13 protein-coding genes are annotated in these 19792 nt (G+C 63.6%); 8 read left to right on the top strand and 5 right to left on the bottom strand.

Going from position 1 to position 19792, the window contains the following annotated elements:
* Positions 1-14 precede the first annotated feature (14 nt).
* Positions 15-1457, bottom strand: a complete 1443-nt coding sequence (locus tag TMS3_RS01545; RefSeq protein WP_025163480.1) for a coniferyl aldehyde dehydrogenase — start codon at positions 1455-1457, stop codon at positions 15-17.
* A 255-nt stretch (positions 1458-1712) separates the two neighbouring features.
* Here TMS3_RS01545 and TMS3_RS01540 point away from each other — a divergent pair, with 255 nt between their 5' ends.
* From TMS3_RS01540 to pelG, 8 genes are all read left to right on the top strand, one after another.
* Positions 1713-2372: a TetR/AcrR family transcriptional regulator gene (locus tag TMS3_RS01540; RefSeq protein ID WP_025163479.1), complete on the top strand. Its 660-nt coding sequence runs from the start codon at positions 1713-1715 to the stop codon at positions 2370-2372.
* Positions 2373-2785: 413 nt separating this feature from the next.
* Positions 2786-5563 carry a bifunctional glycoside hydrolase 114/ polysaccharide deacetylase family protein gene (locus TMS3_RS01535; RefSeq protein ID WP_029866047.1) on the top strand — a complete coding sequence of 926 codons (2778 nt, stop codon included), beginning with the start codon at positions 2786-2788 and terminating at the stop codon, positions 5561-5563.
* The gene (locus TMS3_RS01530) at positions 5541-9170 is read left to right on the top strand and encodes a tetratricopeptide repeat protein (protein ID WP_025163477.1); all 3630 of its coding nucleotides are present in this window, start codon (positions 5541-5543) and stop codon (positions 9168-9170) included. The genes TMS3_RS01535 and TMS3_RS01530 overlap by 23 nt, the downstream gene beginning before the upstream one ends.
* Before the next feature lie 27 nt (positions 9171-9197).
* Positions 9198-9716 carry a hypothetical protein gene (locus tag TMS3_RS01525; RefSeq protein ID WP_025163476.1) on the top strand — a complete coding sequence of 173 codons (519 nt, stop codon included), beginning with the start codon at positions 9198-9200 and terminating at the stop codon, positions 9714-9716.
* A gap of 5 nt (positions 9717-9721) precedes the next feature.
* Positions 9722-11092, top strand: a complete 1371-nt coding sequence (locus TMS3_RS01520) for a PelD GGDEF domain-containing protein (protein ID WP_025163475.1) — start codon at positions 9722-9724, stop codon at positions 11090-11092.
* The gene (locus TMS3_RS01515) at positions 11070-12059 is read left to right on the top strand and encodes a hypothetical protein (RefSeq protein ID WP_025163474.1); all 990 of its coding nucleotides are present in this window, start codon (positions 11070-11072) and stop codon (positions 12057-12059) included. The genes TMS3_RS01520 and TMS3_RS01515 overlap by 23 nt, the downstream gene beginning before the upstream one ends.
* Positions 12056-13576, top strand: a complete 1521-nt coding sequence (pelF, locus tag TMS3_RS01510; protein WP_025163473.1) for a GT4 family glycosyltransferase PelF — start codon at positions 12056-12058, stop codon at positions 13574-13576. The genes TMS3_RS01515 and pelF overlap by 4 nt, the downstream gene beginning before the upstream one ends.
* Position 13577: 1 nt before the next feature.
* Entirely contained in the window at positions 13578-14948 is a 1371-nt protein-coding gene (gene pelG / locus TMS3_RS01505) for an exopolysaccharide Pel transporter PelG (protein WP_025163472.1), read from the top strand.
* Positions 14949-14965: 17 nt separating this feature from the next.
* On the opposite strand, the gene TMS3_RS01500 is transcribed toward pelG, so the two are convergent.
* From TMS3_RS01500 to TMS3_RS01485, 4 genes are all read right to left on the bottom strand, one after another.
* On the bottom strand, positions 14966-15958 hold the full coding sequence (locus TMS3_RS01500) for a hydrolase (protein WP_025163471.1): 993 nt from the start codon (positions 15956-15958) through the stop codon (positions 14966-14968).
* Positions 15959-16041: 83 nt separating this feature from the next.
* A complete protein-coding gene (gene rsmD, locus TMS3_RS01495; RefSeq protein WP_025163470.1) occupies positions 16042-16653 on the bottom strand; it encodes a 16S rRNA (guanine(966)-N(2))-methyltransferase RsmD in 612 nt (203 codons plus the stop codon).
* On the bottom strand, positions 16653-18140 hold the full coding sequence (locus tag TMS3_RS01490; RefSeq protein WP_025163469.1) for a M16 family metallopeptidase: 1488 nt from the start codon (positions 18138-18140) through the stop codon (positions 16653-16655). Before TMS3_RS01490 ends, rsmD begins: the two co-directional genes overlap by 1 nt.
* Positions 18133-19485 carry a M16 family metallopeptidase gene (locus TMS3_RS01485; RefSeq protein ID WP_025163468.1) on the bottom strand — a complete coding sequence of 451 codons (1353 nt, stop codon included), beginning with the start codon at positions 19483-19485 and terminating at the stop codon, positions 18133-18135. The genes TMS3_RS01490 and TMS3_RS01485 overlap by 8 nt, the downstream gene beginning before the upstream one ends.
* Between the last annotated feature and the right edge of the window lie 307 nt (positions 19486-19792).

The following is a 19792-nucleotide window of genomic DNA, read 5'->3' as shown; positions in this document are numbered from 1 at the left end:
TACGTGAGGGGCCGTTAGCGCACGAACAGCTTGTACACCAGCTTCTGCAGCGCCGTGCCGTAGGGCGGGTAAATCAGCTTGGCGGCGTTGAAGCGCTGTTTGATGAAGACGCCCTTGGCCTTGCTGAAGGTCAGGAAGCCCTCATGACCGTGGTAATGGCCCATGCCGGACGGGCCGATGCCACCGAACGGCATGTCGTCCTGCGCCACATGCAGCAAAGTGTCGTTCAGGCACACGCCGCCGGAGTGGGTTTCATGTAGCACGCGCTGCTGCTCGCGCTTGTCATAGCCGAAGAAGTACAGCGCCAACGGGCGCGCGCGTTGGTTGACGTAGGCGAACGCCTGGTCCAAGCCGTCGTAGGGGATCACCGGTAGCAGGGGGCCGAAGATTTCGTCCTGCATCACCTGCATCTCGTCGTTGACGTTCAGCAGCAGGCTGTGTGGCATGCGCCGGCCCTGGGCTTCGGGGAACAGCGGGATCAGCGTGGCGCCCTTGCTCTCGGCATCGCTTAGGTAGTTGTTCAGCCGCTGCTGCTGGCGTTCATTGATGATCGCGGTGTAGTCGGGGTTGTCCTTGAGCTGCGGGTAGAAGCCCTGTACCGCGGCGCGGTAGGCCTCGACGAAGCCATCCACGCGATCCCTGGGCACCAGCACATAGTCAGGCGCCACACAGGTCTGTCCGGCGTTCATGGTCTTGCCGAAGGCAATGCGCTCGGCGGCGTCTTTCAGTGGCACGTCGACGGAGACGATGGCCGGCGACTTACCGCCCAGCTCCAGGGTCACCGGGGTCAGGTTCTCGGCGGCGGCGCGCATCACGTGTTTGCCGATGCCGGTGGCACCGGTGAACAGCAGGTGGTCGAACGGCAGTTTGGAGAAGGCCATGCCGACCTCCGCCTCGCCGAGCACGACGCTGACCAGGTCTTCGGGGAACACCTTGCCCAGCAGGTCCTTGACCAGTTGCGAGGTGGCCGGGGTCGACTCGCTCATCTTGATCATCACCCGGTTGCCGGCCGACAGCGCACCGACCAGCGGGCCGATGGCGAGGAACAGTGGGTAGTTCCACGGCACTATCACCCCGACCACACCGAGCGGCTGGTAGATCACCTTGGCCGAGGCCGGCATGAACTGCAGGCCGACGCTGCGCCGCGAGGGTTTCATCCACGTCTTGATGCGCTTACTGGCGTACTGGATACCGTGCAGGCTGGGCATCAGTTCGGCGAGCAGGGTCTCATCCGCGGAGCGGTTGCTGAAGTCTGCCGAGATCGCCTGAACCAGGGCGTCCTGCTCCTGGGTCAGCAGCTCACGCAGGGACTTGAGCCACTGAATGCGCTGCTCGGCCGAGGGCATCGGATTGGCTCGGTACGCCTGGCGTTGACTGGCGAAGCTGCTTTCCAGCTGACTGAGCTGGTGTTGGCTGTGTTGCAGGCTTTGTTCTAGATAGGCGACGTCGGCAACCATGTGCAGTTCCTCGGCAGTTCGGCGCAAGGCCCATTAGGCGGTGGGCTGGGCATTGCGGTCAGGGTGTGCTGGATTTTTAGAGCAATTGCTCTAATCTGTCAAATAACCTGGTGTTCCAAGCCGTCCGGCGCAGCCGTGGATTGCGCCGCAGGCCCTGCTCGGCTAACACTTTGTCGATTTTCCTCTGTACCTTTGTCGGGCCGGCTGTTCAGGTTCTGGCGATCATTGTTTATCGAGTCGAGATCGAGTTGCGCTATGCCGCCCCCTCTGAAAACCCGCGAACGTATCATTCAGGCCAGCCTTGAGCTGTTCAACGCCCAGGGCGAGCGCAGTGTCAGCACCAACCACATCGCAGCCCATCTGGGCATATCGCCGGGCAACCTGTACTACCACTTCCGTAACAAGCAGGCGATCATCGCCGAGCTGTTCGCCCAGTACGAAGCGCATGTCGATGGTTTCCTGCGGCGCCCGCAAGGCCGCGCGCTGACCATGGAGGACAAGACCTTCTACCTGGAGGCGTTGTTGGCGGCGATGTGGCATTACCGCTTTTTGCATCGCGACCTGGAGCACCTGCTCGACAGCGACGTGCAACTGGCCGAGCGCTACCGGCTGTTTGCCCAGCGCTGCCTGCAGGGCGCACAAGGCATCTATCAAGGGTTCGTCGAGGCCGGCATCCTGTTGATGAGTCCTGCGCAGATCGAGGCCCTGGCCCTCAACAGCTGGATCATCATGACCTCCTGGGTGCGCTTTCTCAGCACTGCCGGCGGTCATGTCAGTGACCTCAGTGAAGAAATGCTGCGTCGTGGCATCTATCAGGTATTGGCGTTGGAGGACGGCTTTGTCAAACCGTCGGCGCGGCCTGTCGTTGAAGAGTTGCAGCGCAAGCTGTTTGTCCCCTTGGTACAGATGTTCTAATAGCTGAGGGTTTCTAACCTGTCGTTGTGCGGAGAGTGGCGCTAGTCAACGCCACTTGAGGCTTCAGGGTGAGGGTCGTTGGGGTGCGGCTGTCGCCATTGGGGTTAAAGGTCTGCGGCCACTGGCCGATAAGCCCTGAGTGGATACAGCAGGCTTGGGCCACGGTCTTTCTATGATCCTTGCCTGCAATGCGAAAGGCTGGAGGCGGCCTGGTAGGGGGTAATGGCGTCGTGCTAGCATTCGCCGCTTCTAGGAATAGTCAAACAAGAATCACGTGCAGGCGCTGAATCGCGCGCCTCGAGCAATCTATGTCCTTCGTTACTGGCTCAGGAAGCGTCTCCAGTTTTCTCGTCATGTCAAAGCGGCCGGCCTCAAGCTTTCGGTACGCGCTGGTTTCCCTATTCTCCAATCTTATGGTGCTATGCACTGTCTTGACTTGCGGTCTGTCCGAGGCCCTGGCCGAAGCGCCTGTAAGCCCGCGTAGTCCGCAAAGTGTTGCGTTCTGGTACGCCGACAACCCGCCGCTTGCCGAGCTCAGCCAGTTCGACTGGAGTGTCCTAGAGCCAGGTCACGCCGACCGCAAAGCCGTGGCCTTCCTGCGCGCCCAGGGCAGTCTAGCCTTCGCCTACCTGTCGGTAGGGGAGTTCGATGGCGATCCCGCTGCCTTGGAGCAGGAGCAGCTCGACAGCGCTGCCAGTCCCGTGCGCAATCAGGCCTGGAACAGTCAGGTCATGCGCCTCACCTCGCCGGTCTGGCGCAAGCACCTGTTACGCCGCGCGGCCGAACTGCGTGAGCAGGGCTACAGCGGTCTGTTTCTCGATACGCTGGACAGTTTTCAGTTGCTGCCCGAGCCCGAACAGACGGCTGAGCGAGCTGCACTCAGGGATTTTCTTGCCGAGTTGAAGCGCAAGGAGCCCGAGTTGCAGCTGTTCTTCAACCGCGGCTTCGAAGTCCTGCCGGAGCTGCCGGGAGTTGCGGCGGCGGTGGCGGTCGAGTCGATTCATGCCGGCTGGGATGCTGCCAACCGCACTTACCGCACGGTGTCCCAGGACGACAGGAACTGGCTGGAAGGTCATCTGGCTCCGTTGCGTGCCCAGGGCGTGCCGCTGGTAGCCATCGACTATCTGCCCCCCGAGCGCCGCGCGGACGCGCGCAAGCTGGCCAAGCGCCTGCGGGAAGAGGGGTTTGTGCCCTTCGTGACGGTGCCTGAGTTGGACTATCTAGGCATCAGCAGTATCGAGGTGCAACCGCGGCGCATCGCGCTGATCTTTGATCCGCGGGAAGGCCCCTTCAATGAAGGGGCCGGGCATCGATACCTGGGCGGCCTGCTCGAGTATCTCGGCTTTCGAGTGGACTATCTGCCCGCCGATCAGTTACCCGCCCGCCCGGCCAGCGGCCTCTATGCAGGTGCCGTCCTCTGGATGACCAGCGGTCCGCCGGCAAACTCGACGGTGTTCAATCAGTGGCTGACGGCGCGCCTGGATGAGCAGGTTCCCCTGGCGATATTCGGCGGAATGCCCATCGACAACGATAGCCTGCTCAAGCGTATGGGCTTGCGTCGCGTGGCGAAGCCCCTGCAAGGCAAGGCCAGCCTGGTAGGCTACGACGCCGAATACCTGGGGCATTTCGAGGCACCGCTGCGCCTGCGAACGCGCGAGCTGCCTGCGCTGACCGTTCTCGAGCAGGGTGCAGACGCCCTGTTGACCCTCGCCGATAGCGAACAGCGCAAGTACGCCCCGGTGGTGGTCGGCTCCTGGGGCGGCATGGCGTTGTCGCCCTACCTGCTCGAGGAAGGCGCCGACTCGGACTTCCAGCGCTGGATTATCGACCCGTTCGCCTTCCTCCAGCGCGCCTTGCACCTGCCGATATTTCCGCGCCCGGATGCCACCACCGAAAATGGTCGGCGCATTGCCACCGTGCACATCGACGGCGACGGCTTCGTCTCGCGGGCGGAAGTGGTGGGGACCCCCTATGCAGGGAAGCAGGTGCTGAATGACTTCATCAAGCCTTACCCATTTCTGACCTCGGTGTCGGTGATCGAAGGCGAAGTCGGTCCCCGGGGTATGTATCCGCACCTGGCCCGTGAGCTGGAGCCGATCGCTCGCGAGATATTTGCCGACCCCAAGGTCGAAGTGGCCACCCATACCTACAGTCACCCGTTCTTCTGGCAACCCGAGCGAGCCAAGCAGCGCGAGGGGTTCAGTGCGGAATACGGCTACAAGATGGCCATTCCTGGCTACGACAAGATCGACTTCACCCGGGAAGTCGTGGGCTCAGCGGCCTACATCAACGAGCGTCTGACCACGCCGGACAAGCCGGTGAAGATGATCTTCTGGTCGGGCGGGGCTATGCCGGACGATGCGACTATCAAACTGGCCTATGACAGTGGCCTGGCCAACGTCAACGGCGGCAATACCATACTGACCAAGGCCTACCCTTCGGTGAGCGGCCTCTATCCCTTGCTGCGGCCGACGTCGGGCGGGCTGCATTACTACGCGCCGGTGATCAACGAGAACCTCTACACCAATCTGTGGAAGGGGCCCTACTACGGTTTTCGCGATGTCATCGATACCTTCGAGTTGACCGATGCACCGCGGCGCCTGCGCGGTCTTCATCTCTATTACCACTTCTATTCGGGTACAAAACAGTCGTCGATCCGGGCGATGCACCAGATCTATCGCTTCTTGGATCAGCAGCAGCCGCTGTCGTTGTGGATGAGCGACTACATCACCCGCCTGCATGGCCTCTACCAGACCAGCCTGGCGCGCGACAGCGATGGCAGCTGGCAGGTCCGTGGCCTCGATGGTTTGCGCACACTGCGCCTGGATCCCGCCCAGGGTTGGCCCGACCTGTTGCGCTCCAGTGGCGTGGCGGGCGTTCGCGACCTGCCCCAGGGCCGCTACGTGCACCTGAGCGATGAGCGGGTTCGTCTGGTCCTGCGCGACAGTCGCGATCCACGTCCGGCCTTGGAGGAGGCCAATACGCCCCTGACGGCCTGGCATTATGTCAGCGATGAGCAGGTGCGCTTCTCCTTCGAGGGTCAGATTCCCCTGGACTTCATCGTCCGTGCGACTGGCAGCTGTCGGGTCGAGATCGGCGGCAAGTCTGTTGCTGGCAGTCGGCAACAGCAACTCTGGCGCTTCAAGTTGCCAATGACACAGGTGCAGGATGCGCAACTCTTCTGCCGCTAAGCCCGCTCGTCTACTCAGCCTCTGGGCCCTGTTGCTGCTGGCCTTGGTGGTGGGTGGCCTGCTGTACCTGACTCATAGGAGTGAGGAGGTCTTCTTGCCGGCGGGCAAGCAGCCTGACGCCGTCTGGGTCAGCTATGCCGAGCTGCTGCTCGAGGCGCGTCCGGAGAATGACGAGCTGCGCCTGACCCTGATCGAGCAGCTGATCAAACTGGGCGATTATCCTCGGGCACGCCGCCACTTGCGCGAACTCGAGGTGGATGAAACCGACAGCTTGCGTTTCTACCGGGTCGAGCTGGACGTACTCGAGGCCTTGGCCAGTCGCAAGGGCATCGAGCGGCCCAAGCGCCTGGCCTTGGTCGAGCGCTTGAGCAGGCTCAGCCGTGGAGGTTTGGCGACCGAATTGTTGCTACGTCAGGCCCGCTATGCACTGTCGCTATCGGCGCCTGGACTGGCTGCGGACGTCTATGTAGATCTGGCCGGGCGTGAACCCGAGAAAGCCACCGAGTGGCTCGGGGAAGCGGCCAGGTGGTATTTGGCGAGCGGCCAGCAAGAGCGGGCGGCGCAGCTTTATATCGACCTGCTGGAACAAGCAGAAACTGCCGAGCAGCGCTCGCAGTGGCTCGACCAGGCGTTCGCGGCCTTGCGCGCGGGCGATCGAGGCGAGGCCGCCGTGGAATTGTTGGCGCGCTACTTCGCCGAGTTGCGCGATGCCGACCCGCAGATACTGGCTGAGGGTGTCGAAACGGCCATCGGTAGCCGGCGTCTGGACCTCGCGGCGCAGTTTATCCGCGCTTGGCGTGCCTGGCGGCCCAATGACCTGCAGGCCATGGCCCTGGATTTCCGAGTGCGTCTGGCCGAGGGAGACCTGGAGCAGGCCTGGGCGGTGGGCCAAATATTGGTCGAGTCGCGTGCCGATGACCCGGACCTGCTAAGGCAGATGGCCCAGTTGGGCGAGTGGGTCGGTGATCCGCACGCTGCGCTGGGCTATTGGGTGCGCTTGCTGCAGGTTCGCGAAGACGGCGAGACGCGTGAGCACGCCTGGCGACTGGCGACTCAGTTGTTCGATTTCGAACGGGCGATTCCGCTGCTGGAGACCCTCAGTCAGCAGCGTCGCCTCAGCGACGCCGAGCTGGATGCCCTGGTTTACAGCCAGCGCTCGCGGGGTACACCGGAAGCGCTCGAGCGCTGGCTGCGCGGCTATCTGCAGCATCACCCCGAGCACCGCAAGGCCTGGTACGGCCTGCAGTTGCTACACGAGCACAATCAGCAGTTCGCGGCCGAGGCCCAGGTATGGGCGGCTATGGACAAGCGTTTCAAATTGACCGTCGCCGAGCGCATGGCCTGGGCCGAGGCCCATTGGCGCCTGTTCGATGCGGCTGCCGCCTGGCAGATCCTCGACGCTATCGATACCGACGCCGTCGATGATGAGGGCTACTGGCGCATGCGCGCCGCACTGGCCTGGGATCTGGAGCAGGATGCCGATGCGCGCCAGGCTTACGAGCGCCTGCTGGCACTGCAAGTGACCCTGAGCAACGGCGATGAGCAGCAACTTATCACCCTCTACCGCGAGTCGGCGCCGGACAAGGCCTTGGCGTTGCTGATCAGAAGCTGGCAGCGCACACGGGATCCCGCCACGTTGACCGAGGCCCTGCAGCTGGCCGAGCAACTGGCCGCCTGGGCTCAGCTGCAAGCCCTTGTCGACGAAGCCATGACGATGCCGGGCAGTACCCGGGTGTCGGCCCTGTGGCAGGCCCGCGCACTGCTGGCCGAACGCGGCGGCCGCCAGGTGGAAGCCGAGCGCCTGTATCGACAGGGCTTGAGTTTGTTCCCCCAGCAAAGCGTGTTCCGCGAACGCCTGCTCTGGTTGTATATCGACCAGGGTCGACGCGAGGAGCTGCCAGCCTTGCTCCAGCAGTGGCGCAGCCTGGCGCGCCAGGAAAGCGTACTGTGGCTGCCATTCGCCAGCGCCAACCTGCTGCTCAATCGCACCGAGCAGGCCCTGGCCTGGTACCGGCTGTACCTGCGCAGCAACCCCGGCGACTGGCTGGTCCAGGCGGCCTATGCCGACGCCCTGGACAGTGGCGGTTACGCCGATGCCGCGCAGCGCCAGCGACGGCGTCTGCTGGCCCAGGTCGATCAGCAACAGCTGGCCGGCTCTATCGAGCGTTACCGCGTCTATCTGCGACTGGTCAGCACCAGTCAGTCGGGCCGCCGTGCCCTGCAGCAGGCCTGGCAGTGGCAGGACGGCTCGCAGACGATGCTGCAGCTGTGGTTCGAGCAGTTCCTGGCGCGGCTCGACAGCACCAGACAAGAGGCGATGAAGGACGAGTGGCTGGCCTGGGCCCGTAGCCAAGGCCTGGAGATCGGCCGCTATGAATTGTTTCAGGAAGCCATGCGTGGCCAGGATCGTGACGCGTTGGTACGGCTGCTGGCCGGCGGTGGGCTGGATCAGGCCCAGCGGGTCGAGGCTCTGACGCGCCTGGGCCGCGGCGGTGAGGCGCTAGGCGTGGGCTTGGCCAGTCTGTCCGACGAACAGCCCGAAAGCATCCGTGGACAGCTGCTGCGCCAGACAGTCGAGTTGCATCAACGCACGCCACAGGGTGTGCAGCTGAGCTGGCAGAACCGTGATTTCGGTGATTTCGACCTGCGCGGGCCGAGTGCCAGAATTGCTCGCCATCTGGGTAATGACTGGTATGCCGATCTGCGTCTCGGTCAGGGCAGCTATGATGCGCCGACGCTGGACGAGCGGGTGTTGGGTGATGAACGCAACCTGCAGCTTCGTCTGCAGCGCGAACTCAGTGATGGCGCGCTCGACCTGATCGTCGATGGCAGCTGGCGCGACGATGAGGATCGCCTGGGCTTTGGCTTGGCGCGGAGGCTGCAGCTATCGTCGCGCGATGAGTTGGAAGTCAGCCTGGACTGGCATCGCGAGGCCGACGACAGTGGCCTGCTGCGCGCCCTGGGCATGCGCGACGGCCTCGGCGTCGCCGGCCGTCACAGTCTTGGCGCGCGAGACCAGGTGAGCTGGTCGCTGGCCCACCAGCGTTACAGCACTCGTCAAGGGGACGCCTTGGGCAGCGGTCAGCAGTTCAATCTGGAAGCCACTCACGCGCTGTTCTTCGAGGGGCCGACCTGGTTGCTGCGCAGTGGTATCAACTATCAGCAGAACAGCCTGGAAAGCGCTCTGCCCGATAGTTTGTTCGCTTCGCAACCGCTGCTGGATGCGCAGGGCGATGAGGTTCTAGATGATCAGAATAATGCGGTGAGAGTGCCGCTCGGCGGCGCCCTGATCCTCGATGGCGCGACGCCGGGCGATCTGCTGCAGGAGCGTTTCGGCCAACTGTATCTGGGCAGTACCTGGCGCCGCGGCTTCCCCGGCACACTCAATCGTGAGCGGGCACAGTACACCTGGCTGGTCGATGTGCTGGCCGGCTGGCAGTGGACCGAGCAGGAGTTCAACTACGCCATCAACACCGGGGTCGGCCTGGAGTTGTTCGGCGACGATGAATTGGCTTTCACCTTTGGCTTCCAGTCCGCACCGCGCAGCGGTGGCGGCGAGCCGGGTGGGACCATGGGTATCAGCTACAGCGCCCGTTTCGGGCGCTGAGCACGGATTCAACAGGAGGATCGAATCATGCAATCAATGCGATATCTGGCCCTGGCGGCCATTGCCCTGCTTGTCGCAGGCTGTTCCAGCTTCACGCGTGAGAGTGGCCCGGCTTTTCCCCATGAGGCGCAGTGGGGTCTACTGCCGCTGGTCAATTTTTCCCAGGCACCCCAGGCCGGTGAGCGTGCCGAGCAGATCCTGCTCAGCGTGCTGGCCGAAGAAGGCCTGCGGCCACGCCTGTATCCGGCGCTACCCCAGGGCGACCTGACCCTGTTGGACGACCGCGAGCGCCTGACCCAGGCGCTGGCCTGGGCGCGTCAGCAGGGCCTGAACTATGTGGTCAGCGGTAGCGTCGAGGAATGGCAGTACAAGAGTGGTCTGGACGGTGAGCCCGCCGTCGGCATCAGCCTGCAGGTTATCGACCCCGCCAGCGGCCGGGTACTCTGGAGCAACAGCGGCGCGCGTGCCGGTTGGTCGCGAGAGAGCCTGGCGGGCACCGCGCAGAAGGTGCTGCGTGAGCTGGTTAGCGACCTGCAGTTCGAGTAATGGCGATGGAATCCGCCCACAAGGACTTTACCCTGGCGCCACGGGCCAGCAACAGTGTGTCCTGGCTGGAGACGTTGCTGCTCAGCGGTTTGGCCATTGGCCTGGGGCTCTGGCTGTCGCCGGAGGACCCGCTGATGGTCGAGACTGCCTTTCCTTGGGTGATCCTGGCGCCATTGTTGCTGGGTATGCGCTATGGCTTCATGAACGGTCTGGCCAGCGCCGCCATGCTGGTGCTGGCGCTGTTCCTCTGCCGTGCCTACAGCGACGCGATGTACCAGGAGGTGCCGGCCTCGTTCATAGTCGGTGTGCTGGTCAGCGGCATGCTGGTCGGCGAGTTTCGTGACATCTGGGAACGCCGCCTGGAGCGCCTGGATCTGGCCAACGATTACCGCCAACTGCGCCTGGATGAATTCACTCGCGCGCATTACATCCTGCGCATCTCCCACGACCGCCTGGAGCAGCGTGTGGCCGGCACTGACCAGAGCCTGCGCAGCTCGCTGCTGGGGCTGCGCAGTCAGTTGCGTGCGCTGCCGCGCGGCGATGACGCGCTGGTCGCCCTTGCCGGCTCGATCCTGAGCCTGTTGGCAATGTACGGCTCCTTCCGCGTCGCCGGCCTCTATCGCGTCAGTGCCCAAGGCAGGATAGACGCCGAGGCACTGAGCAGCATCGGCGAGGTCTCGCCGCTGCGCCATGACGACCTGCTGGTGCGTCTGTGCCTCGAGCGCGGGGAGCTGGTCAGCGTGCGCGAAGCCTTGCTGGAGCGCGGCGAGCATCGCCAGCACTCGAATTACCAGGCGTGCATCCCGCTGGTGGACACCGAAGGGCGCGTGTTGGCGATACTCGCTGTGGAGCAAATGCCCTTCTTCGCCTTCAACGAGCGCACCCTGAGTCTGTTGATGATTCTCGCCGGGCATATCGCCGACCTGCTGCTCAGCGACCCACTGGCCCTGCAGTTGCAGGACAGCGACGCCCAAGCGTTCAGCCAGAACCTCAAACGTTCGTTGATCGATGCTCAGCAGCACTCGCTTGAGGCCTACCTCTACGGCTTCGAACTTGAGCCGACGGCCCACCTCGATGAGCTGTTGCGGCTGATCGAGGGCAGCCAGCGCGGCCTCGACCTGCAGCTCGAATTGACCAACCAGCGGGGCAAGACTTGCGTGCTGGTCCTGCTGCCACTGACTTCGGCAGAGGGAGCCCAGGGCTACCTGCTGCGCCTGCATAGTCTGTTGCGCGAACGTTTCGGCCTCGACCAGGGACTCGAAAGCCTGGGCGTGACCACCCATGCCTATGACCTGGACGCGCGCAACGAGCGCCAGGCCCTGCGCCATTTTCTCTTCAACGAGTGTGCCTTCAGTGACCAGCAAGTGGCTATTTAGCGGCGCCTTCCTGTTCGAACTGAGCAGCTGGGCGAGCTTGTCCGCGCAGTTGCCGGTCGGGCAGGCCGCACTGATGTATGCGACGGCCCACGCGCTGGGCAGCCTGATGCTCAGCGCCGGGATCTGGCTGTTGCTGCCGCGACGCTACAAGTTTCCCTTACCCTGGAGCCCTCTGTTTATCTTTGGCCTGGCGTTCTTCGTGCCGCTGCTCGGTACCGTCGGTGTGATCCTCGCGGTATTTCCGGCGTTGTACATGCCGCGCAAGCAGCAGGAGCAGGCATGGAATTCGATGGCGGTACCTGAGCTGCCCTTTCGCCCACAGGATCAGCGCCGCGACCTGATGTTCAGCGATGGCGGCCTACAGGACGTGGTGCGCCACGCCCCCAGCACCGAGAAGCGTCTGAATGCACTGTTTGCCACCCGGCGTATGGCCGGGCGCGACTCTATCCCGATTCTGAAACTGGCTCTACGCGATCCGACCGACGATGTGCGCCTGCTGGCCTACTCCATGCTCGATCAGCAGGAGAGCCAGATCAACCAGCGCATCGAGGCGGCGCTCGGCCAGTTGGCCTCGGTGTCGGAAGAACAGCGGCCGGCCGTGCACGCCACCCTGGCGCGCTGGTACTGGGAGTTGGCATACCTGGGGCTGGCCCAGGGTAGTGTGCTCGAACACATACTCAGTCAGGCCCGCGAGCATGTCGAACAGTCCCTGATCAGTGCAGGCAACGGTGAGTCGCACCTGCTTGCCGGGCGCATCGCCTTGCAGCAGGACTTGCTGGAGCAGGCCGAGGCACATTTCCAGCAGGCCGAGCTGGCCGGCATCGGCTCGCAGAAATTGGTGCCATTTCGTGCCGAACTGGCCTTCCTCCAGCGTCGCTATGCGGATATTCCTGCGCAGTTGGCGACTTTGCCGGAGCAGCTGCTACAGCGTCCGCCCTTCGCAGAATTGGCGAAATACTGGTTATGAAAAAAAAACCTGAGTCCTTACCGGTTGCCGATATCTGCCTGCTGCTCGAAGGCACCTGGCCCTACGTGCGCGGTGGCGTCTCGAGCTGGGTCAATCAGCTGATCCTCGGCCTACCTGAGCTGACGTTCTCGGTATTTTTCATTGGCGGTCAGCGCGAAGCCTATGGCAAGCGCCAGTATGCGATTCCCGCCAACGTCCTGCATATCGAGGAGCACTTCCTCGAAAGTGCCTGGAAGCCTGGGGCTGCAGTTTCCACTGCGCGGCGCGAAGGATCGCGTGAGGTTTTGCGCGACCTGCACCGGTTTCTTCACCATCCTGATGAGCCGACGAAGGAACAAGGCCAGGCAGTGCTCGAGATGCTCGCTCACGGTACGCTGAGCCTGGACGATGTGCTGCACAGCAAGGCCAGCTGGGAGGCCATCACCGACGGCTACGCCCGGCATTGCAGTGACCCTTCCTTCGTCAACTATTTCTGGACCCTGCGTACCATGCAGGCGCCTTTGTTGATGCTCGCCGAGGCGGCGCGGCGACTGCCGCCGGCCCGGGTGCTGCACTCGATCTCCACGGGCTACGCCGGGCTGCTCGGCAGTATCCTGCAACAGCGCTGGCAGTGCAGCTACCTGCTCAGCGAGCATGGTATCTACACCAAGGAGCGCAAGATCGACCTGGCCCAGGCCAGCTGGATCTCGGAAAACCCAGACGAAGCCTTGAGCACCGGATTGGATTCGGAGGTCAGCTATATTCGCCGTTTGTGGATCCGTTTCTTCGAGCGGGTCGGCTTGCTCGCCTACCGCTCGGCCGAGCCGATCATTGCGCTCTACGACGGCAACCGCCAGCGGCAGATAGCCGATGGCGCCGCCGAGGTCCGCACTCGGGTGATCCCCAACGGTATCGCCATGGACGGCTGGGCCAACGCCATGGAGCAGCGTCCAGAGGGTATTCCGCCGGTGGTGGGGCTGATCGGCCGGGTGGTGCCGATCAAGGACCTGAAGACCTTCATCCGAGCGATGCGCTCGGTGGTCAGCGCCATCCCCGAGGCCGAAGGCTGGATAGTCGGGCCTGACGAGGAGGACCCGGACTACGCCCATGAGTGCCATAGCCTGGTCACCAGCCTGGGACTGGAAGGCAAGGTCAAGTTCCTCGGTTTCCAGAAGATCCATGACGTGATGCCCAAGCTCGGTGTGATGGTGCTGACCTCGATCAGCGAGGCCCAGCCTCTGGTGATTCTCGAAGCCTGGGCCGCCGGTACGCCGGTAGTCAGCACCGACGTTGGCTCCTGCCGTGAACTGATCGAGGGCTCTGGTGAGGAGGATCGTGCCCTTGGCAGCGCCGGCGAGGTGGTGGCCATTGCCGAGCCGCAGGCCACGGCGCGTGCGATTCTCGACCTGCTGGGCAACCCGCAGCGCTGGCGGGAGGCGCAGGCCGTTGGCCTGACCCGGGTCAACCGCTACTACACCGAGGAGCTCATGCTCGATCGTTATCGCACCCTCTATAAACAGGCCAAGGAGTCCGTCTGAAATGGCCGGAATCGGTTTCGAACTGCGCAAGATCCTCGCCCGTGACTCCTACTCGGCCACTCTGCGGGCCTACGTCTACGCCGGTCTGATCAGCTCCGGGCCCTGGGTGTTGTCGATCATCAGCGTGATGTTGATCGGCGTGTTGAGCCTGGGTGTGGTGGTGCCGGAAATCCTCATTCGTCAGTTCCTGGTGACGGTCACCTACCTGATGGCCGGCTCGCTTATCTTCACCGGAGGCGCGCAGCTGTTCTTCACTCGTTTCATTTCCGACCGCCTGTTCGAGAAGCGCAGTGACCTGATCCTGCCCAATCTGGTTGGCATCCTCCTGCTGGTGACCCTGTCGTCGGGCGTGCTTGCAGTGCTCATGCTGGCGCTGCTGTTCGACCAGCCGTTGGTCTATCGCTTGCTGGTGCTGGCCAATTTCGTGGTGTTGTGCAACCTGTGGCTGGTGATCATCTTCCTCTCCGGGATGAAGGCCTATAACCGCATTCTGCTGGTGATGCTGGCGGGCTATTCGCTGATGGTGGTTAGCGCACTGCTGTTGCGCTTCATGAAGATGGATGGACTGCTGCTGGCGCTGTTGATTGGTCACGCCAGTCTGTTGTTCATGTTCCTCTACGATATCCTGCGCGAGTACCCGGCGCCGCGCCTGGTGGCGTTCGACTTCCTTGATCGGCGCCAGGTGTTTCTCAGCCTGGTGGTGACCGGCCTGTGCTACAACCTGGGGATCTGGATCGACAAGTTCTTCTTCTGGTTCAACCCGAACACCTCGGATGTGGTCATCGGCCCACTGCGTGCGTCGATCCTCTATGACTTGCCGATCTTCCTCGCCTATCTGGCGATCATTCCCGGCATGGCGGTGTTCCTGGTGCGCATCGAAACCGACTTCGCCGAGTGGTACGAACGGCTCTATGCGGCGATCCGCGGTGGTGAAACCCTGCAGCATATCGGCCAGTTGAAGGAGCAGATGATCCTGGCGATCCGTCAGGGCCTGCTGGAAATTTGCAAGGTTCAGGGGCTGACCGTGGTCCTGCTGTTCCTGCTCGGACCGCAGTTGCTCGAGTGGCTGGGCATTTCCTCTTACTACCTGCCACTGTTCTACGTCGATCTGATCGGTGTGAGCATCCAGGTGGTGTTCATGGCCCTGCTCAACGTGTTCTTCTACCTCGACAAGCGCGTCATCGTCATGCAGTTGTGTCTGCTGTTCGTGGTGCTCAATGGCGCCTTGACCGCTCTCAGCCAGTACCTGGGGCCAAGTTTCTTCGGCTATGGTTTCACCTTGTCCCTGCTGGTCTGTGTGCTGTTCGGGCTGGCGCGCCTGACCCACTCCCTGGACGATCTCGAGTACGAGACCTTCATGCTCAGCCGATAGGCGGCGGGAGGTGCCTGTTACTGAGCGGAGGCCCTGGCCGCCAGCCACTGCGGAATCCGCCGCTCCAGGTAATAGCCAGGGCACTGGGCCGAGCCTTCGACAAAGCCGACATGGCCGCCATGGGCATGCAGTTCGAGTTGGGTCGAGGCCGAGAGTTCGTGGGGTTCCGGCAGGCTATGGCGATATATGAAGGGGTCGTCGGCGGCCTGGATCAACAGGGTTGGGGTGCGAATGGCGCCGAGGTAGTAACGGCTGGAGGCGCGCAGGTAATAATCCTGGGCATCGCTGAAGCCGTGCAGCGGCGCGGTCACGCGGCCGTCGAAGTCCCAGAAGGTGCGCATGCCGTCCAGCGGTCCCAGCTTGTCCAATTCCGCAAGGCGATCGGCTAAACCTTGGTGGGCGAACAGGCTGCGCTTGGTCTGCACATAGCTGACCAGCTCGCGCATGAAGTGCGCCTGGTAGAGCTTGGAAAAACCGATGCCGATGCGGTCCGCACACTGATCCAGGCGATACGGCACGGACACCGCCACGGCCCCTTGCAGCTGGCTCTCTTCGCCCGACTCACCGAGGTACTTGAGCAATACGTTGCCGCCCAGCGAATAACCCGTCGCATACAGCGCTGCCATTGGCCGCTGGGCGCGCAGGTGGCGCACGACTTCCGCCAGGTCCTCGCTGGCGCCTGAGTGGTAGCCGCGCGGCAGCAGGTTCGGCTCGCCCGAACAGCCGCGCCAGTTCAGTGCCACGCTGGCCCAGCCCTGGGCAGCCAGGGCCTGCTGCACGCCAAGCACGTACAGCGAGCTGGACGAGCCGGTCAGGCCATGCAGCACCAGCACCAGGGGCGTCGTGGCGTTGTGCGGGCCGTACCAGTCGAGGTCGAGGAAGTCACCGTCCTGCAGCCACAGGCGTTCACGCCTGCGTTGCAGTCGCGGTGCCGTGCGGCACATCGGGTTCCACAGCGTTTGCAGGTGTGGGCCGGGCAACCACCAGGCGGGTTTGAAGGGCGTGTGCATGGGCGTACCACTAGCCCGGATGTAATCCGGGGATTCGCTGAGTAGCTGAGGATCTGTTCCTCGATTGTATCCGGGCTACCGGGCTAGTTGTTTGCCGGGGTGCGCTGCCACAGCGCGTAATACACCTGTCCGGCTTTCTGTTCGCGGTGCAGGCGCCAGTTGCCGGGCAGGCCGAGGCTGGACGGTGAATTTTCGCTCTCGGTGTAGATCCAGGCGTGCGCGCTCAACCAGCCGTGGTTTTCCAGCAGCTTGCAGGCCGGCAACAGCAGGTCCTGGCTGAACGGCGGGTCGAGAAATACCAGGTCGAACGGGGTGGCGGTCGGGTTGCCGAGGTAGGCCAGGGCGTCGGCCTGCAGCAGCTGGCCATTTTCGCAGCGCAGAGTCTGCAGGTGTCCGCGCAGGCTGGCGATGGCCTGCGGGTTGAGGTCCAGCGCCAGGGCACTGCCGGCGCCGCGTGACAGGGCCTCGAGAAACAGTGCGCCACTACCGGCGAACAGGTCGAGCACCTTGGCGCCTTCGACATGCGGCGCCAGCCAGTTGAACAGCGTTTCGCGCACCCGGTTCGGGGTGGGGCGCAGGCCATGAGCCATGGGAAAGCCGAACTGACGGCTGCGCCATTGGCCGCCGATGATGCGTAGTTGGCCATCACCACCATGTGAGGGCGCCGCCTTCGGCGCGGAGGATCGCTTGCGCATCAGTGCTCCGGTACGCCGGCGGGTTGCTCGGCGGGTGTGTCGGTGGGTGGTGGCAGCTCTTGCTGTTCCACGCTTGGGCCGGCACTGACGATCACCAGTGCCTCGGGGTCGAGGTGCTTGGCCATGGCCGTCTTCACCTGCTCGGCGGTCAAGGCCTGGACTTGCTGCATGAACACCTCAAGGTAATCCAGCGGCAGGTCGTAGAAACCCATCGAACCGAGCTGACCGACGATCGCCGCGTTGCTGGCGGTGGACAACGGGAAGCTACCGGCCATCTCGCGCTTGGCGTTGTCCAGTTCCTCCTGGGTAGGGCCGCTGGCCAGGTAATCGCGCAGCAGATCCTTGACCAGTTGCAGGGTGCCCTCGCTGAGCTCGGCGCGGGTTTGCAGGTTGATCATGAAGGGGCCACGCGCCTGCATGGCGCTGAAGCCCGAGTAGACGCCGTAGGTCAGCCCGCGTTTCTCGCGCACTTCTTCCATCAGGCGGGTGCCGAAACCACCGCCGCCGAAGATCTGGTTGCCCAGGTAGAGCGCCGCATAGTCTGGATCGCGGCGGTCGATGCCGAGCTGGGCGATCAGCAGATGGGTCTGATTGGACGGAAAATCGATATGGTGGGCCCCAGCTTCGGGCTCTTGTGGTTGGGCGATCTTCGCCAGCGCCGGACCTTTCGGCAGGGCACCGGAGACCTGCGCAACCAGGGCTTCGGCCTCGCTACGGGAGAGGTCGCCAACCAGCGCGATCACCACATTGCCGGCGGCATAGGCCTTGGCATGGAAGGCCTGCAGTTGCTCGCGGCCGATCTGCGGGATCGAGGTGGCGGTGCCGTCGCTCGAGTGAGCGTACGGGTGGTTGCCGTACAGGCGCTCGAACAGTTCCAGGCTGGCCAGTTTGCCAGGGCTCTGCTTCTGATACTCGAAGCCCGCCAGCATCTGGTTCTTGATCCGCGCCAAGGCGTCTTCTGGAAAGGTCGGTTGGCCGATCACTTCACTGAACAGACGCAGGGCCGGCTCGCGTTGTTCGGGGGCCGTCAGGCTGCGCAGACTGGCGACCGCCATGTCGCGGTAGGCACCGTTGCCGAATTCCGCGCCGAGGCTCTCGAAACCGGCGGCAATGGCGCCGACGTCCTTGCCCGGCACGCCTTCGTTGAGCATGGCATTGGTCAGCATGGCCAGGCCTTGCACCTCACCATCCTGGCTGCTGCCAGCGGCGAAGGTCAGGCGCAGGTCGAACATCGGCAGCTGCGGCGCCTCGACGAACAGCACCTTGGCGCCTTCGGCGGTTTGCCAGCTCTGGATCTTCAGGTTGCGGTGAGTGGGTGCCTGGCCGTTGAGCTCGGCAAGGGATTCGAGTTTGGCCGGTTTGGCCGGCAGAGACTCAGCTTGGTTGACTGGGACGTCCGGACGATTGGCCACCAGGGCCAGGATCGCCAGCAACACCAGCAGGGCCAGGCCGAGCAGGCCGTAGCGCAGGCCATTACGCTCACTCATCGCGAGACTCCTCGGGCAGAACATGGGCGACGCTCAGGCGGTCGCGATTGAAGAAGGTGCGCGCGGCTTGCTGGATGTCGTCCGGGGTGACTGCTTCCAGCTCGGCCAGCTCCTGGTCGATCAGCTTCCAGGACAGACCGACGGTTTCCAGCTGACCGATGGTGGTGGCCTGGCTGGTAATCGAATCTCGCTCGTAGACCAGGTCGGCGATGACCTGGGCACGCACGCGGGCCAGTTCGTCGGCGGAGGGCGGGGCGTTTTTCAGCGCTTCCAACTCGCGCCACAGGCCGGCTTCGGCCTGCTCCAGGGTCTTGCCCATTTGCGTGTTGGGTGTGGCGGACAGTACGAACAGGCTATCGCCGCGCACATAGGCGCTGTACCAGGCGGACGCCCCGGATACCAGTTCTTCGCCTCGCTCCAGGCGCGTCGGCAGGCGGGCGCTGTAGCCGCCATCGAGCAGGGTACCGATCAGACGCAGCGCATGGACCTGGCGCGGGTTCTCGGCGGTCGCCAGGCCAGGCACGTTGAAGCCCATCAACAAGCTCGGCAGCTGGGTCTTCAGGTACAGGGTGATGCGTCGCTCACCCGGCGCTGCGAGTTCGCGAGGGATCTTCGCCGGTGGTACGTCTCGCTTGGGGATAGCGCCGAAGTAGCGCTTGGCCAGGGCTTTGACTTCACTGGCGCTGACATCGCCGACTATCACCAGGGTGGCGTTGTTCGGTGCGTACCAGGCCTGGTACCAGGCGCGCAGCTCCTCGACGGTCATGCGTTGCAGGTCGGCCATCCAGCCGATGGTCGGGGTGTGGTAGCCACTGGCGGGGTAGGCCATGGCCTTGAACCGCTCGAACGCCTGGCTCGAGGGCTTGTCGTCGGTGCGCAGGCGGCGTTCTTCCTTGATCACCTCGATCTCGCGGGCAAATTCGTCGGCCGGCAGGGTCAGGCTGGCCAGGCGATCGGCTTCCAGTTCCAGCGCCACACCCAGGCGATCGCGCGCCAATACCTGGTAGTAGGCGGTGTAGTCGTCGCTGGTGAAGGCGTTCTCTTCGGCGCCCAGTTCACGCAGGATGCGCGAGGCTTCGCCCGGTCCGAGCTTGCGGCTGCCCTTGAACATCAAGTGCTCGAGGGCGTGGGACAGGCCGGTCTGGCCGGGTGTCTCGTAGCTGGAACCAACCTTGTACCAGAGCTGGGACACCACGACCGGGGCGCGGTGATCCTCGCGGACGATGACCTTGAGGCCGTTATCCAGGCTGAACTCATGGGTTGGCTGTGGTTCTGCGGCGAATCCCAGCAGAGGGAAAAGCGCTGCGAACACCAGGGCTGCAGCGCGTTGAGCAAGCATAGTCATGAGACTGTCGTCACCGTAAATTACGTTTCACCTTGGCGCTGTGATCGCGCCAGATAAGGGGCAGGCAGCATGGCCTGACCCAGCCCGGGGCACAGTATGATGCGCGATCACAGCGCCAGCCCCATAGCAGACCGTTGAAAAACTACTGCGTTGCGGTGGATCTCGCCTTGCCTAGCCATCGCGCGCTACATTTTTAACGGCCTGCTAGGCTGCTGCGTGCAAAGTGCCCGACTCGGAGTAGGCCGGCAAGGGGAAATAGGAGGATTGTCCTGGCATGCTGGGCCGGCGGCGTTAAAAACTGCCCGAC

The organism is Pseudomonas taeanensis MS-3 (assembly GCF_000498575.2).
Classification (GTDB): Bacteria; Pseudomonadota; Gammaproteobacteria; order Pseudomonadales; family Pseudomonadaceae; genus Aquipseudomonas; species Aquipseudomonas taeanensis.
The sequence above is the reverse complement of the archived record's forward strand: the minus strand, read 5'-3'. Positions and strand labels throughout refer to the sequence as shown.